Origin of the sequence: Anaerotruncus sp. AF02-27 (assembly GCF_003465835.1) — a bacterium.
In the GTDB taxonomy this organism is placed as follows: domain Bacteria; phylum Bacillota; class Clostridia; order Oscillospirales; family Ruminococcaceae; genus Anaerotruncus; species Anaerotruncus rubiinfantis.
The window spans coordinates 32,800-46,240 of record NZ_QSBX01000012.1; the positions used below are offsets into that span (position 1 = coordinate 32,800).

15 protein-coding genes are annotated in these 13,441 nt (G+C 55.4%); 3 read left to right on the forward strand and 12 right to left on the reverse strand.

Translation table 11 applies throughout. The annotated features are described in order from the left end of the window. From DWV16_RS19850 to DWV16_RS10755, 12 genes are all read right to left on the reverse strand, one after another. On the reverse strand, positions 1–115 hold a 115-nt coding region (locus DWV16_RS19850; protein WP_370219096.1), incomplete at its 3' end, for a hypothetical protein. 12 nt (positions 116–127) lie between these two features. Then, entirely contained in the window at positions 128–793 is a 666-nt protein-coding gene (locus DWV16_RS10705) for a hypothetical protein (RefSeq protein WP_118479139.1), read from the reverse strand. Continuing rightward, positions 793–1,383 (reverse strand): hypothetical protein, encoded by a 591-nt coding sequence (locus DWV16_RS10710; protein ID WP_118479141.1) that lies wholly within the window; start codon positions 1,381–1,383, stop codon positions 793–795. Before DWV16_RS10710 ends, DWV16_RS10705 begins: the two co-directional genes overlap by 1 nt. A 12-nt stretch (positions 1,384–1,395) precedes the next feature. Continuing rightward, positions 1,396–1,701: a hypothetical protein gene (locus DWV16_RS10715; protein ID WP_118479143.1), complete on the reverse strand. Its 306-nt coding sequence runs from the start codon at positions 1,699–1,701 to the stop codon at positions 1,396–1,398. An 8-nt stretch (positions 1,702–1,709) separates the two neighbouring features. Then, positions 1,710–1,913: a hypothetical protein gene (locus DWV16_RS10720; protein WP_118479145.1), complete on the reverse strand. Its 204-nt coding sequence runs from the start codon at positions 1,911–1,913 to the stop codon at positions 1,710–1,712. Positions 1,914–1,928: 15 nt separating this feature from the next. Continuing rightward, positions 1,929–3,332 (reverse strand): DUF6094 domain-containing protein, encoded by a 1,404-nt coding sequence (locus DWV16_RS10725; protein WP_118479147.1) that lies wholly within the window; start codon positions 3,330–3,332, stop codon positions 1,929–1,931. Beyond that, positions 3,319–3,780 (reverse strand): hypothetical protein, encoded by a 462-nt coding sequence (locus tag DWV16_RS10730; protein WP_118479149.1) that lies wholly within the window; start codon positions 3,778–3,780, stop codon positions 3,319–3,321. The genes DWV16_RS10725 and DWV16_RS10730 overlap by 14 nt, the downstream gene beginning before the upstream one ends. Positions 3,781–3,838: 58 nt before the next feature. Continuing rightward, a complete protein-coding gene (locus DWV16_RS10735) occupies positions 3,839–4,024 on the reverse strand; it encodes a hypothetical protein (RefSeq protein ID WP_118479151.1) in 186 nt (61 codons plus the stop codon). Continuing rightward, positions 4,021–4,650: a hypothetical protein gene (locus tag DWV16_RS10740; RefSeq protein WP_118479153.1), complete on the reverse strand. Its 630-nt coding sequence runs from the start codon at positions 4,648–4,650 to the stop codon at positions 4,021–4,023. Before DWV16_RS10740 ends, DWV16_RS10735 begins: the two co-directional genes overlap by 4 nt. After that, the gene (locus DWV16_RS10745; protein WP_118479155.1) at positions 4,647–5,429 is read right to left on the reverse strand and encodes a ThiF family adenylyltransferase; all 783 of its coding nucleotides are present in this window, start codon (positions 5,427–5,429) and stop codon (positions 4,647–4,649) included. Before DWV16_RS10745 ends, DWV16_RS10740 begins: the two co-directional genes overlap by 4 nt. Continuing rightward, a complete protein-coding gene (locus tag DWV16_RS10750; RefSeq protein ID WP_118479157.1) occupies positions 5,426–6,820 on the reverse strand; it encodes a hypothetical protein in 1,395 nt (464 codons plus the stop codon). Before DWV16_RS10750 ends, DWV16_RS10745 begins: the two co-directional genes overlap by 4 nt. 236 nt (positions 6,821–7,056) lie before the next feature. Then, positions 7,057–8,502, reverse strand: a complete 1,446-nt coding sequence (locus tag DWV16_RS10755) for an ATP-binding protein (RefSeq protein WP_118479159.1) — start codon at positions 8,500–8,502, stop codon at positions 7,057–7,059. A gap of 452 nt (positions 8,503–8,954) precedes the next feature. Between DWV16_RS10755 and DWV16_RS10760 the strand changes: the two genes are divergently transcribed. From DWV16_RS10760 to DWV16_RS10770, 3 genes are read left to right on the forward strand one after another with little or no spacing between them, the layout of a single operon-like run. Beyond that, positions 8,955–12,011: a helicase-related protein gene (locus tag DWV16_RS10760; protein WP_118479161.1), complete on the forward strand. Its 3,057-nt coding sequence runs from the start codon at positions 8,955–8,957 to the stop codon at positions 12,009–12,011. 15 nt (positions 12,012–12,026) lie between these two features. Further along, entirely contained in the window at positions 12,027–12,233 is a 207-nt protein-coding gene (locus DWV16_RS10765; RefSeq protein WP_118479163.1) for a hypothetical protein, read from the forward strand. A gap of 1 nt (position 12,234) precedes the next feature. Continuing rightward, complete coding sequence (locus DWV16_RS10770) at positions 12,235–13,440, forward strand: DNA polymerase III subunit beta (protein ID WP_118479165.1); 1,206 nt, start codon at positions 12,235–12,237, stop codon at positions 13,438–13,440. The last annotated feature ends 1 nt before the right edge of the window (position 13,441 follow it).

The following is a 13,441-nucleotide window of genomic DNA, read 5'->3' on the forward strand; positions in this document are numbered from 1 at the left end:
TGTAGGGCACGGCCAGCCCGCGGCTCTTATCCTTCGACGTGTTGGAGACGCGCCATTCCACATCGGAGGAGGCGAAGGGCGCGGACATTTTTTCGTAAAGCTCTTTTTCCGTCATAGCGGTTCCTCCCTAGTTCTCGTTGATAAAGTCCATCAGGGTGCGGCTGTCGGGAATTAATATATCGCTGTAGTAGAAATTCGGATTCTTGTCCTTGAGCAGTTCCAGCAGATCCCGCATTTCCAATTGAGGCTTGTTGTGCCGTTTATTGAAGTGGTCGTTGTTGTTGGGCATCGCGAGGATGTAGTACGGCAGGCTCCCCAAGGTATGCAGGCTTTTACAAACCGGCATCGGGTTGTTTCCCGTGCAAAGGCGATAGCCGCTCACGTTGGAAAAAGGATAATGGTACATCGGTGTTTTGGGCGTCAATAAGCCCTGTCCCACGACGCCCATCCAGCTTCGCATGACCCGCGCGCCGTCCTGGTGTTCAAATTTGAACACCAGCCGCGGCAGGGGAAAGTCCTGATACTCCGTTCCGGCATAGCTGATGTCGGCGCGAAGTTCCGGGTGGAGGATGGAAGTGATAAAGCGCCCGCTTGCTCCGGCCTGAAAGGAGATGCAGCCGGGCGGCAGAAGGCCGCTGCTGACCAGATCTTTCTCGAGGCTTCCCCGGATGCTTTCAACCAGCGTATCGTAGGAGACCTGCTTACAGCGCCGGACGCCTTTTTGAACAAATTCCGTCTGGATGGTATTGCTGCGGGGGGTGATGCGGATCAACAGTTCGGTGGCCGTGTCCATTACGCCGCCTCCCTTTCTTTTTGAGATGCCGGAAATGGTATCAGCTTCTGACGCTTAAGGGTTTCCACTTCTTTGCGCAGGTCCTTTACAGCGCGGTCGTAAAATTCAAACACATAGAGCAAACGGGAAAACAGTGCCAAAAATTCGCAGAAATAGCTGACATCATACTTGAACACAATCCCACTGGCCCATTTGTGGTTGACTTTGGTTTGCAGCCAGGAGCAGCAGTAGTAACAGCCGTCCTCGCTCATCTGCGCCCGCACCTCCTCCAGGGCGCGCAGCATATAAGGATTCTCTTTGAGGGAGATTCCCTTCAGCTTTCCGTACTCCCGGCAAAGGCGATAGTATTCCATCATGGCATTGGAGGAAAAGTACATGGCACACACCTCCGTGTCTTCCGAGTAATATTCGCTCATAAAGTCGCAGAGCCTATACATACCATTGAGCGCAAATTCGCATTCCACATCCCGGTCGAAAGGAGTGTTTGACAGATACTCCAAAATATCCGGCCGGCCGGTTTCATATGCCATGGCCGCTGTTTCCAGTATGGTAAGCGCGTACTGTGCCTCGTCGAATATGTTTTCATCCATTTCAGGCGCCTCCTAACAAAAAGTCCGCTGATGCTGTGCAACCGGCCTGGCGGATGTGAATTTGTTCAGAAGCTGCATGAGGTTTAGATTTGACAGGCTGGCACATTCCAGATATTTGCCAAAGTCCTGAACATCCTCCAGCGTAAACTGGGAGAAATCCAGATCCCCCACGGTGGGGACGGTTCCATTCATAAACGGAATGAGATAGTGGTCGAATAGGTGCCGGTTGACCTCTCCGTTAAAGGATGTGGATTGGGATGGTTCGCAGGCTTTGGCGCGGCGAAGTTTGCCAATAAGGCGTTTGACGCAGATATCCATTTTTATTTTTACTGCTCCTTTCCGTTCGCATCGAGATACCGGCGCACCTGTGTTTGATAATGGCATTCCCATTGGCTCAGCTTCCAAAATACATGGGAAGGCGCGATCTGATAGGCCCTGCTACACCTCCAAAGCACGCCCGCGGCATATTCCAGCCGGCGGCGCAGCAGCGTCAGGTAGCAGAGAAGCACGGCTTGCTTGATGTTTTTCATTTGCATTGTCCTTCCTTATGTCAACGATTTAAAGCCGGCCGGCGTCAGGATATTGAACACCAGCTGGTTTGAAGCTGTTTCGGTGACGGTGGTTTTCACAGCGTTTCCGAGGCGGTCCTGCTGGGTGACATTTTCGGTGGAGCTGATCGCTTTGATGATGCGCCCCTTGACGATGTGGGGATGATCGCACATCGCCAGCCCGTTGATGAGGCCGCTTCCGCCGATCAATCCCACTTGGCCCACATTGAGCGGCAGGATCGGCCGCTTGGCGGCGCCGTCCAACGCACTTTTCGCCAGCCTTTTGGAAAGGCTTTTGGAGGCCGCCAGCTGCCGCGCCAGTTCCGCGGTATTGAAGACGACGCCTTTGAAGAGCGGTACCTCAACCGGCTGAGCCGGAAGTGTGTAACGGCCCTGCGGCAGTTCGGACAACTCAGGGATTTTGGCCGGCTCCGTGATGGACTCCAGAAAGGGAACCGCCAGAGCCGTACCGTCCTCCCGCTGCTTGCGCGTTCCAAAGATTGCGATTTGATGGAAGCGTTCAAATTCCGCGCCCATGAAGCGGTACGCGGTGAGGTCGGCAAAATTGTCGCAGAGGATGCGGGCGACGTCCGGCGTCAGGCGGTAGTAGGGGATGATGTAGATGAGCAGCCCTCCATAAATCAGATGCTCATAGCTCTCCGCCAGGAATCGCTTTTCGTGGCGTGCCTTGCCGCCGTTTTCATTCAGCACCGAGAGGTAGGGAGGGTTGAGTAGCATCGCGTGAAACGCTTCGTGGCTGATGCGGCTGTGAAAGAAGCTCCCCACCGCCACGCGGTGCAGCCGTTCCTGCGCTTCGGCGGCGCGCTGTTCGTCGATCTCCACGCCATAGGTCATGCAGTTGTTTCCCGTGGCCAACGCCCGCAGGGCGAGCCCTTCCCCGCAGCAGGGATCAAACACATTGGTGGTTACCCCCGGCGGAAACGCGATTCCCCGCGTGATATGCTCCACGTGCAGCGGATCGGTGGGATAGTAGCCCATTTTGACGCTGTTCATCAGCCGGCCGATCACGGCTGCGCTGGCGGTCTGCGGCTGCGGCAATTCGGCGGCAAAGGCCGCCAGGATATCCGACAGCTTTTGATAGTCCGGCGCCATGATCGGAAAGGCGGCAAGCTGGGGGCGCAGAGACGCCGCGACTGCCGCGAGTTTTTCCTCACCCAATTCCAAAAGGCACAATCTGGCCTCCCCCATCAGGGAGGCCAGCCGAGTGCGCTCTTTGAGGATCAGTTCGTAGATCTCTTTTGCCTGCGCCTTGTCGGTTTGCAGGTATTTGTCCAGACGCCTTCGGTACACCGGCAGGATGTCCGCCAGCGCCGCAAAGGTCCGGCTAAATTCGGCAAGCTGTTCCAGTGCATAATAACGGGGCGCGTCAGGCTGCTGCATGGCGGACCTCCTTGCTGCGGTCCATCGCTGAAAGTATTTTTAAAAAGTCGTCATAAGAAAAGGTCTTCATATCAGATGTTGTAAGGTACCGGTTTTGACCACCGGTAAAATCCTTCATATGGTTGATGTTGCGGTAAAGCACACAGCAGCGGCCAAACGCAGGCTCGGAAAGATAGATATCCAATCCGTTTCCCGGGGTCCACATCCCCATGAGGGAGACCTCTCCCGACACGGCGATCCCGGCCGGGTTTTTGGAAACATTCATCTGGGTAAAGCCGAGGTCGCGTCCGAGCTGGGATAAAAACCGTTTGCCCTTATCAAGAAATTCTTTTTTCTCCCCATTCGGACCGCCTTCACGCTCGCCGTAAATGTAGCCAAGGTCGTGGCTGAGCAGCTCCCCCAGCCGGTGCATCAAGATTTCCTGCTTTTGTGCGTTTGTTTTCGCCATGAAAATTCTCCTTTCAAAGTAAAACGGACGAAGGCCAGCCGCCTTTGTCCGTTTTGGGTTATGCCGCGTCGGACGCGGCGTTCTCCTGATGTTTTGCCGGACAGGGCGCGCTTTTTCCACAGCAGGCAGTAATTTGCTCCTTGCCGGCGTCGGTGTAGCGGCCGGCCGTGCGAATTTCCGTAAGCCGCAGTTTCCCATTGTCGTTGGTGACGCAGCGGCTGACGCGGTAAAAAGTCCTCATCATGCCGCATCCCCCTTTTCAAACTCGACAAACTGGGGGGCGGGTGGTTCCGCGCGCACAAAGCCCTGTTTTTCAAGCTCGCTCACCAGAGCGGCCAACAGTTCGGTTGTGAGGACGGGAGGTTGCTGCTCATGCGCTTCCGGCTTTGCCGCATTTTTTTGCGGTTTGTCCGTCCGTGGCTTTTCAGCCTTTTGCGGCGGCTTTCCGGGCAGCCATAAGGAGCGCCACCACGACGCCAGAAGCATTCCCAACAACCCGCGCTTTTTGTCGGGCAGGGTAATGACTTCCGTTACCTCGCACAGTTCCAGCCGGGAACGGCTCATGGTCAGCTTTCCGGCCTGCACATGAAGCGCTTCAAAAAATCCGGCGACGCCGATTTCATCCGCGCGGCAGTCCCGGACCAGCAGGTTGCAGGTGGCGATCTTTTGCGCGGTGACAGTCTGCGCCCGGATGGAATTGACGGACGAAGTGCCGCAAAGGACTTCCTCCGCCTCCAGATAGCCATGGCCCTGTATGTGTTTTGCCGTAAGCTTACCGATTATTTTCAAGGCACCTTCCACAATGACGAGTTCTGTGTGCAGTTCCGACAATTCGACCGTTTCACCTTTGGCGACGTAAAACCGTTTCATGCTGCTTTCCTCCGTTTCAGATTTACAAGATTTGGCTTCAAATTGAGCGTATTGGTGCTGAAGGTGACCGAACGGGTGTCCAATTCGCCGCGCACCAGGATGTTGTAGACGAAATTCACCACCGCCGTGGCCGCCATAATGTTGGCCACAATGCTCTGGGGCGCGGAAACAGAGGCCTCCGCGCAGGAAAGCTCGGTGGGGAATTTGTCTTGTTCCTGCAGGATATCGGGGTATACGGCACCGGCCGGCTTGAATACCGTGCGCTTGCCCTGCCGGATACCGCAAACCACCTGGCCGGTGTGCTCGCCGTTGCCGCTGTCGATGTAGACGAGAGGCGAAACCCGCCGGAACACCGCATGGCAAAGCTGGCGGCTGCGGTTGTTATCCACCGCGCCGATCAGGATGACAAGCTCCCAGTATTCCTCCACAAAGGGATGGCCGTTCACAAAACCCACATCCCCGCGCAGGCGTCTTGGAGTCACCAGTTCTTTGAGCCGCCATTCATCCTCGATAAACTCCGGGATATATTCTGTTTCCAGCCCGAATACCGAGGAATAACGCTCGGCCAATACCTTGGCTTTGTTTTCGCCCAGATCGGCTTCGATGAAGTTCTGCCGGACAAGATTCTTTTGTTCCACAATATCGCCGTCCGCGATGATGAAGCGGACGGGACGGTCCAGCGCGTAGAGCAGGCGGTAGAGGTGCGGCGCGATGTGGCCTCCGGTGCCGCCCGCGCCCAGCATGACGATCTTGACCGGGCGGTTTTGGCTGAATTTCATTCCTCCGTCGCCCCCTTTGACCAAAAGGACCGCGATTGCCCAACGGTTTCCACCCGCGCTGTCCATTCCTGTGGAAAATCAGGCGGCAGGCCTTCGATGACGCTGCCCGGGTTGATGCGGCAGCGTTTTCTGCCGCAGGAAATGCGGGCGCTGATTTCGGGGAAAAAAGCGTCCAGCCTCCCGAACACCATGTAAACGCGGGTCATGCGCTCGTCCCAGTCGTCGGTGGGGGAAAATTTCGCCGGCATGGAATTATGGCTGTGGATATCGGCCACGCAGACATAGCGGTCCTCGTCCAGAGCGTCGTCGGCGTCAAGCCGCGCGTCCACATGCGCTTTACCAACAAATTGTTTGGGTACCGCGATGCGGTACTGTTCCTCCAGCTTGTCCCAGTAGATCTGCACCATTGCCTCCAGTTCCCGTTCCCTCATAAAATAGCGGAAGAACCCGACCACCTGACAGATGACCGGAAAGGGAATCCGGGGCAGCGCCGGAAAAAAACCGGCGCTCACCTCCGAAAGTTCGGGAATATCGGTGGCAGGGACGACAAAGCGCCCCGCCTCGGTACAGCGGATTTCGTAGACCCTTCCGTCCCGCCCGGGGACGATTTGAATGGCCTTTCCCGACTGCTCCGCTTCCTCCAAATTGGTGAAAACTCCTTTGTAGGCTGAAACAACGCCTTTACTCTGGGCAGTGATGCGGGGTTTGACCTTGCAGACGAGGGCGTCCTTCTTCTCCTTTTGCTTTTTGAGCATCTCTAAAAATTCTTTGGAAGCTTCAATTTCCCCCTTGAGCTTATGGATCACGGTCTCCTTGGGCTTGGGTACCTGCCGTGTGATCGTGCCATACTCCATCGTCCATGTGACGCGCTTGCCGTCGTCGAGTTCGGGGAAATCCTCCGATTTGGCGATGCGCAGCTGTTCAAAAGTCTGCGTCTTGTCGGCAAGATCCTCTTTGGCGCTGCCATAGGTAAAGACCGGCAGCCTTGAAAGGACGCCCACGGCGCCGGCCCGGACGTTCTGTTCTTCCGCTTGGTTCACCGCTGCCGCAAGGGGATTGAAATCCGGCGCCGTCACATTGGACGGTTTGGCCGGCGCTTGCGCCGGACGTACCGGCGTGCTGGTTTCGGGTTGCTCTCCATCATCCTCGGCATCTTTCCCATCTGACTGTCTCTCGTCGCCCCCACTATTACTGATAGGAGTAAAAGGGATCGTGCCGGACGGATCATCTCTGGAAGGAACTTCTTCTGCGTCTTGTGCGTCCGCGGCTTCACCGGAAAACACATCGCTTGCTTGTGCAAACGGATCATAATCCGGGACGTTGCCGCCCAGGTCAAATCCATCGTCCTCCAGAAGCTGATCCAAGCTCAGGTTGTCGTTTTGTTCACTCATAGCTGCTCCTCCTAAATAAAAATTTTTTACAGCAAAAAAGACCATGACGGCCCGAAAAATCGGGTTATCATGGTCTTTTGGCTGTGCTGTATTTTGGCTGCGTCAGGTGTAGGGCCTCTCCCGTGGGCGCACGCGTCCCCGGGACTTCACTCTTCCGCCTGAGGCGTCCGCACCGCGGCACGGACGCCCTGACCGCCGGGAAAACCTTCGCTTTCGCCAAGCGGCCTCACTTACGCCTAAAATACAGCTTTATTGTAACAGGGATTGGGAGGGCTGTACACTTGAGGTTTTGACCGGTACAGATCTTCCAACGTCAGCAGGGTCACCTCGCCAAGCTGACCCTGCTCTGCCAGGTTGGAGGTAAAACCGCCTTTGGAAAAAATATAGTAGTGATACTTCCGGCCTTTTCCGAAAACGGCAGCATAGGATCTCAGCAGCTCCAGTTCATCCAAACCAATCTTTTCATTCCGATATTTGCAGGAGCCGATGAGGTATTCATCCCCGTCTGTGGGCGTTCCAACAATGTCAATCTGTACCTGCTTGCGGGTTTTGCTGTCGGTCCCCCACCATTGACCCACCTCGCTGAGCAAGATGGGCAGGTTATCAGCATAGCGCATCAGATAATCCTGACACATCTTCTCAAAAACCAGCCCCATATACTCGGAGAAATACTGCTTTACCGCCCGGTCATAAACTTTGGCAAAACGCCCTGCACTGATGGCCGACATATTCCGCGGGACAAAGCGATACCAGAAACGGAAAAAGTTGTCGTCGATGGCATAGATGGTCTTTTTACCGGGCTTCTCTGTGATCGGGGTTTCCTTTTTTAAGATCCCCAGTTCCAACAGCACCCGCAGGTATTTGGCGCAGACGCCGGACTCGATCCCCACCTTAGTGGCGATCTCGTTGGAACGGGAGGCGCCTCCCGCAATGGCTGAAATGACGGAATTATAGACAGTGGGTTCCCGCAATTCCTGCTTGAGAAGATTTTCCGGCTCCTCGAACAGATAGCTGGAGGTATCAAAGAGATTTTGCAGCAGAGCGTTGTCCAGACTTTCTTCCACCTCCAGCTTGTTGATGTAGTGGGGAATCCCGCCGGTGACGCCATAGAGAAGAGCCTGATTTTCGATGCTGAGCTCAGGATGAAATACGGTCATCTCCCGATAGGTCAACGCATGGATTTTAAGCTGCGCGGTACGCCGCCCGTAGAGGGGGCTTTCGTAGCCCAGCACCTGATACTCCATAAAGCTCATGGAAGAGCCGCACAAAATCAGATAGATTTGGCTCTCCTGCCACAAATGGTCAATAATGTGCTGGAGACGGGAGGAAAAGGATTTCTCCGCTTTCGCCAGATAAGGGTACTCGTCAATCACAAAAATCAGCCGTTGCTTTTGGGCCAGTGCGGTAATCTCATCCAATGCATCGGAAAAGCTGCGGTAAACAGGGAAAGATGTTCCCGCTGGATTCTTAAAGGTCTCAATCGCTTTGGAGAGCGCCTCCAGATTCTCTCCGGAAGAGGCGTTCAAGGCCGAAAAATAGATGGTGGGTTTGTCCATGCAAAATTCGTTGATCAGAGCCGTTTTTCCCACTCGGCGCCGGCCATAGATTACAACACACTCAAACTTGCCTTTCTCATAACGCCGGGTCATCTGCTCCAGCTCGTTCTCGCGACAATAAAACATTCTTGTCCCCCCTTTTTTGCATTTTATATACTCAAAAGTTACTTTCTTACGAGTTTATTATATTCTTGATCCTGCAAAATGTCAATATCACTATTATTTCACTGCCAGAATATAAAACCTCAAGTGTACAGTCCTCTCAATCCCTGCTACAATGAAGCTGTATTTTAGGCGTAAGTGAGGCCGCTTGGCGAGAGCGAAAGCTTTCCCGGCGGTCAGGGTGTCCGTGCCACGGTGTGGATGCCTCAGGCGGAAGAGTGAAGTCCCGGGGACGCGTGCGCCCACGGGAGAGGCTCAACACCTGAAGCAGCCGAAATACACCATAGCAGAAAGACCATGATAACCCGATTCTTCGGGCCGTCATGGTCTTTTTTGCTGCAAAAAGCAAAATAGAAAGGAGGCAGCCACAGCTATGAAATTATTCCAAACGGCGAAAAAGGAGGTGCAGCCACAGTATGCCCGCCCCCAAACTCATCCCCGTCAGTTATCGGGACAGCGGCAACGTCATTCATTTGACCTGTTATGCGGACACGCTGGTCTACACAAAAAGCGATAGCAATACCGGCTGGCTGATCGGAATCCGCATCGGCGGATATCCGGAACAGGTGCGCGGGATGTCGGACGCAATCTATGGCGGCGGAGAAATCCGCGTCGAGCGTCAGAATCTATCTCCACTGGGGCTGCGAAGCCTTGCGAAGCATTATACCCGCCAGCAGAGCATGGATGGGGTCTATGCGGAGGCCGTTGTTTTTGCCACGGATGACAGCGATATTCCAGTAAGGGTAAACGATCCCGAAAAAGAGGGGCAGACCAAGCTGGAGACCCCGCCCCGCGCCTGCTATATCTTCACACCGCCCGGAGACAGGGACCGGTTGTTTGAAGAGATCGACAAGCGTGTGAGGGTGCCGCTGCTGCCGGAATTCCAGGAGTACCTTCTGGACGAATTGATTGCTGGCGAAATGCTGAAGCAGCTCACCGCCGTCTGCCTGAATGAAAAGTTTGACGCGTGGATGCTGCGCTGTGAAGCGGATGACAAAAACGTCATCCGCATTGTGGAGCATGGGCTCAGGGAGGGTAAAATCCAAATTCCCGGCTCGGCCCCGGATAGCTCCGCCGTGTTCGACGAGATCAACACGGTGTCCCAGTATCTGCAAAAATTTGGCGTCACCATCGCTGAGCGCATCAAAAGCCAGTTCGTTCCGCTCTTTGACCCATCGGCAGAGCCGGTGTCCGGCGAAGTGCTGTCAGTCAACGACAACATCTTTGCGCATACCGGCTATCACCTGTACGACGCGCAGCTGGCCGCGGCAGAGGGCCTCAAACGCAAGCTGGACCGCCATGATCCCGCGCTACTGATTGCGGAATGCGGAAGCGGCAAAACAAAAATTGGCGCCACGGCGCTGTATGCGAGCCATTTGGCGGCGGGTAAGGCAAAGACCTTCAACATCGTCCTGTGTCCCGCACACGTCGCGCAAAAGTGGTGCCGCGAAATCGAAGAAACCATCCCAAACAGTATGGGCGGCGTGATCAAGGGCATCAGTCAGCTAAAAGCCTTTTATGCCGCGTATGAACAAAGCGGCCGCACCGCCTTCGCCGTCTTTTCAAAGGAAAAGGCGCGGGACGGGTATATGCACCACCCGGCGGTCACCTGGAGCCGGCGCAAAAAGGGGTTCCTCTGTCCCGAATGCCACAGGCGCGTCATGATGACCGTGACCGACGACGGGATCAATTATGAGATCCCCGCCGACGACGTTTACTTTCGCAGGCAGCACAGCAAAAACCACAAATGCGCATATTGCGGTTCAACGCTTTGGGCGCCGCTCAACCCCGGTGTGCAGAGCGAGTGGGTCAAAATCGGCGCCTACGGTTTTATCCACCGAAGGTTTGCTTACCATCATTTACGTGATCCAAAGGCCATGCGGTACACTGAGGAAATCGAGGCGGTTGCCAATGAGCCGGAAGGTTTTTTTGCCGCCGTGGGAGCCGTCCGCCGTTTTGCACTCAGCACCTATGTGAAGAAAAAACTCAAGGGCAGGATCGACGGCGCGATCATCGATGAAATCCATCAATATGCCCGGGACAGCGGGCAGGGCGACGCGATGGGTGAACTGGCGCGCACCGCGGATAAGGTGGTCGGCATGACCGCGACCCTGATCAACGGGTACGCTTCCGGCATTTTTCATCTGCTCTACCGCCTGTTCCCGCGCTCCATGCTGTTGGACAACAAGCCCTACGATTCCCCGGACACCTTCATTAAGGAATACGGCGTGATCGAGTCTACCTACGAGATCACCGCGGCGGAATATAACGCCAACCGCCGCGCCTCCCGGCGCAAGGTGCGGGAGCACCAGCTGCCGGGCGTATCTCCGTTGGTGTACAGCCGCTTCCTGCTGGAAAACGCGGTCTTTCTGTCGCTGATGGATATGGGGAAAGATCTGCCGGAATACGAGGAAATCCCCATACCTCTCCATCTGCCGCACAAAATCCGGGAGGAATACGACCGGATATCCAGGACGCTAAAGGACTTTATGCAGAAAGACCGGAAGGCTGCCCAAAAAATCCTGAGCGCCTACATGGGCCTGCTCACCGTCTACCCGGATCAACCCTATGGCCATGATCCGCTTGTTAATCCCATTACAGGCGATGAAGTCGTACGGCCCAAGGATTTAGCGACGATCGGCGACCTGCATCCCAAGGACAAAAAGGCTTTGGAAATCACACGGAACAAGGTATCCGCGGGCGGGCGCGTCCTGATTTACACCAGCTGGGTGCGCATCGATTCGCAGCAAAAGCTGCTGACCGCGCTGGCGGGCGAGGGCATCCGGGCGAAAATCCTGCCCGCGTCGGTAAAGCCCGAAACGCGGGAAGCGTGGGTGGACGCCGAGGTCGCCAACGGCCTGCAGGTACTGATCTGCAACCCTGCAGTGGTGGAAACAGGCTTGGATCTCAACGCTTTTACCACGCTCATCTACTACAATGTCGGCTACAATCTGTTTACCATGCGACAGGCCTCTCGGCGCAGCTGGCGGATCAACCAGACGGCGCCTCGTATCGAGGTGTATTTCCTCTACTATGAAGGCGTCATGCAGGCGCGGGCCATCGAACTGATGGCCTCCAAGCTGGCGGTTGCCGGATTGGTGGAGGGGAACTTTTCCGACGAAGGGCTCGCCGCGCTCAGCGATTGCCGCGACCTTACCTCACAACTGGCGATGGAGCTCACAACGGGGATTAAAGAGTCGGTGGAGGATATCGGCGCAATCTTTAAGCGCATGGCGATCCTGCATCCTACCCGGCCGGAAAATGTTCCTCAGTCAACCGACACTGCATCTCCATCACCTCCGGTTTTTAACGCTGCACAGACGCTGACGGAAATCACTCCCCCTGCATTCCGCGAGGAGAGTCCGGAAGAGTTTGTCTTTACCGCTGTCTTTACAAGACGGCGAAAGAAGCAGCCGGAACTTGAGCCGGACGAAAACCAACTATCTTTGTTTGACCTTCCAAAATCGGCATAGAAAGGAGTCGTCTGTATGCTATGCAAAGATAATACGATCTACTTTTCCTATTTGGACAGACTTCGGAAATCCGGCATCACCAACATGTTTGGCGCCACCTCATTCTTAATGGACAGCTTCCACGAATTGTCCGAACGAGAAGCAGCGGAGATTTTGATCTGCTGGATGAAGGACAGAGGACGCGCCGACGATCAATCTGATAACACAAAGGGGTTGCAATGAAATGAAACTATCCTTTGACCGCAAAGACTTTCTGGAAGCGGCCAAGCGGCTTTGCAAAGTCGCGCCGCCGACACACAACAACCCGATCCTCACCGGCGTCCTTCTGGAGGCCGACGCGGAAAATCTGGAGGTCACCCTCACCGCAACCGACCTGATCACCACCGTTTGCTGCAATCTGTCCGCCGCCGTGTACGAGGGCGGCAGCGTTGTGGTGAACGCGGAGCTGTTTGCGAATATGCTCCGGCTGTTTGACGAGGCAACGGTGTCGGCGGAACTTTCCCCTAATGGGCGCCAGATCTCCCTGTCCTGCGGCAATGCCGTTTTTACGATCGGGGCGCTATCCGGCGAGGCGTTCCCCCGCATTCCAGTTCCCAACCCTGAATATACCGGGAAACTCGCAGGATTGCCTTCGCTTGCGAAGCACACCGCGTTTTTGGTGCCCCGGGCAAAGGCGGACGGCGAAAGCCCGAAACATTGTGTGCGGCTGGAGCTTTCCAATGCCGCCGCGCGCGCCATCAGTACCGACGGCAGCCGCCTGATGTGCTGTACCAAGCCGCTGCAGGGCGAAAACAAGCCTGTGTCGCTGCTCCTCCCCGTGGAGGCGCTCACTTTGCTGGCGTCCATGGTGGGTGAGGAGGAAACGCTGAGACTGAAAAGTTCCGCAAGGTTTATCACCTTTGAAAGCGATAAAATGGCTTTTATCACCCGTCTTGGGACCGGCAGCTATATTGACGCGGACAGTGTACTCTCCGCCGTAACCGCCTTGTACGAGGCGGTCGTGGACGCCAAGGCCCTTCAGGACGCGCTTGACGCAGCTGAATCGGTAGCGCTCGTGGGGGATCAACTCAACATGGTATTCCGGATGGACGGAATCGGATTTGAAAGCAACAGCGAACGGGCAAAATCAAAGTTTTATGTCATCGCTCAGGTAACGGCCCCGATGCCGCCGGAGGGCTTTTACTATCCCCTCAAAAAATTTTGCCAGGGGATCGCCGCGATGAGCGGGATACTGAAGCTCTCGGTGACGTCAGCCGGTTTTTTGCTGGTTGAGGGGACCGGGCAGACCCTTTTCCAATCGCCGGTACAGTATCGGGAAAAGGTTCTGAAGCGGCCGGATAAACCGAAAAACGAGGATGAAAAGCCCGCGAAGAAAACCAAAACCACAAAGAAAACCAAAACCACAAAGAAAGCGGCCAAAGCCGCTTAAA

What these genes read in the sequence shown, in the direction of transcription:
- DWV16_RS10705 (WP_118479139.1), bottom strand. Translation starts at nt 793, where the DNA reads ATGGACACGGCCACCGAACTGTTGATCCGCATCACCCCCCGCAGCAAT.
- DWV16_RS10710 (WP_118479141.1), bottom strand. Translation starts at nt 1,383, where the DNA reads ATGGATGAAAACATATTCGACGAGGCACAGTACGCGCTTACCATACTG.
- DWV16_RS10715 (WP_118479143.1), bottom strand. Translation starts at nt 1,701, where the DNA reads ATGGATATCTGCGTCAAACGCCTTATTGGCAAACTTCGCCGCGCCAAA.
- DWV16_RS10720 (WP_118479145.1), bottom strand. Translation starts at nt 1,913, where the DNA reads ATGAAAAACATCAAGCAAGCCGTGCTTCTCTGCTACCTGACGCTGCTG.
- DWV16_RS10725 (WP_118479147.1), bottom strand. Translation starts at nt 3,332, where the DNA reads ATGCAGCAGCCTGACGCGCCCCGTTATTATGCACTGGAACAGCTTGCC.
- DWV16_RS10730 (WP_118479149.1), bottom strand. Translation starts at nt 3,780, where the DNA reads ATGGCGAAAACAAACGCACAAAAGCAGGAAATCTTGATGCACCGGCTG.
- DWV16_RS10735 (WP_118479151.1), bottom strand. Translation starts at nt 4,024, where the DNA reads ATGATGAGGACTTTTTACCGCGTCAGCCGCTGCGTCACCAACGACAAT.
- DWV16_RS10740 (WP_118479153.1), bottom strand. Translation starts at nt 4,650, where the DNA reads ATGAAACGGTTTTACGTCGCCAAAGGTGAAACGGTCGAATTGTCGGAA.
- DWV16_RS10745 (WP_118479155.1), bottom strand. Translation starts at nt 5,429, where the DNA reads ATGAAATTCAGCCAAAACCGCCCGGTCAAGATCGTCATGCTGGGCGCG.
- DWV16_RS10750 (WP_118479157.1), bottom strand. Translation starts at nt 6,820, where the DNA reads ATGAGTGAACAAAACGACAACCTGAGCTTGGATCAGCTTCTGGAGGAC.
- DWV16_RS10755 (WP_118479159.1), bottom strand. Translation starts at nt 8,502, where the DNA reads ATGTTTTATTGTCGCGAGAACGAGCTGGAGCAGATGACCCGGCGTTAT.
- DWV16_RS10760 (WP_118479161.1), top strand. Translation starts at nt 8,955, where the DNA reads ATGCCCGCCCCCAAACTCATCCCCGTCAGTTATCGGGACAGCGGCAAC.
- DWV16_RS10765 (WP_118479163.1), top strand. Translation starts at nt 12,027, where the DNA reads ATGCTATGCAAAGATAATACGATCTACTTTTCCTATTTGGACAGACTT.
- DWV16_RS10770 (WP_118479165.1), top strand. Translation starts at nt 12,235, where the DNA reads ATGAAACTATCCTTTGACCGCAAAGACTTTCTGGAAGCGGCCAAGCGG.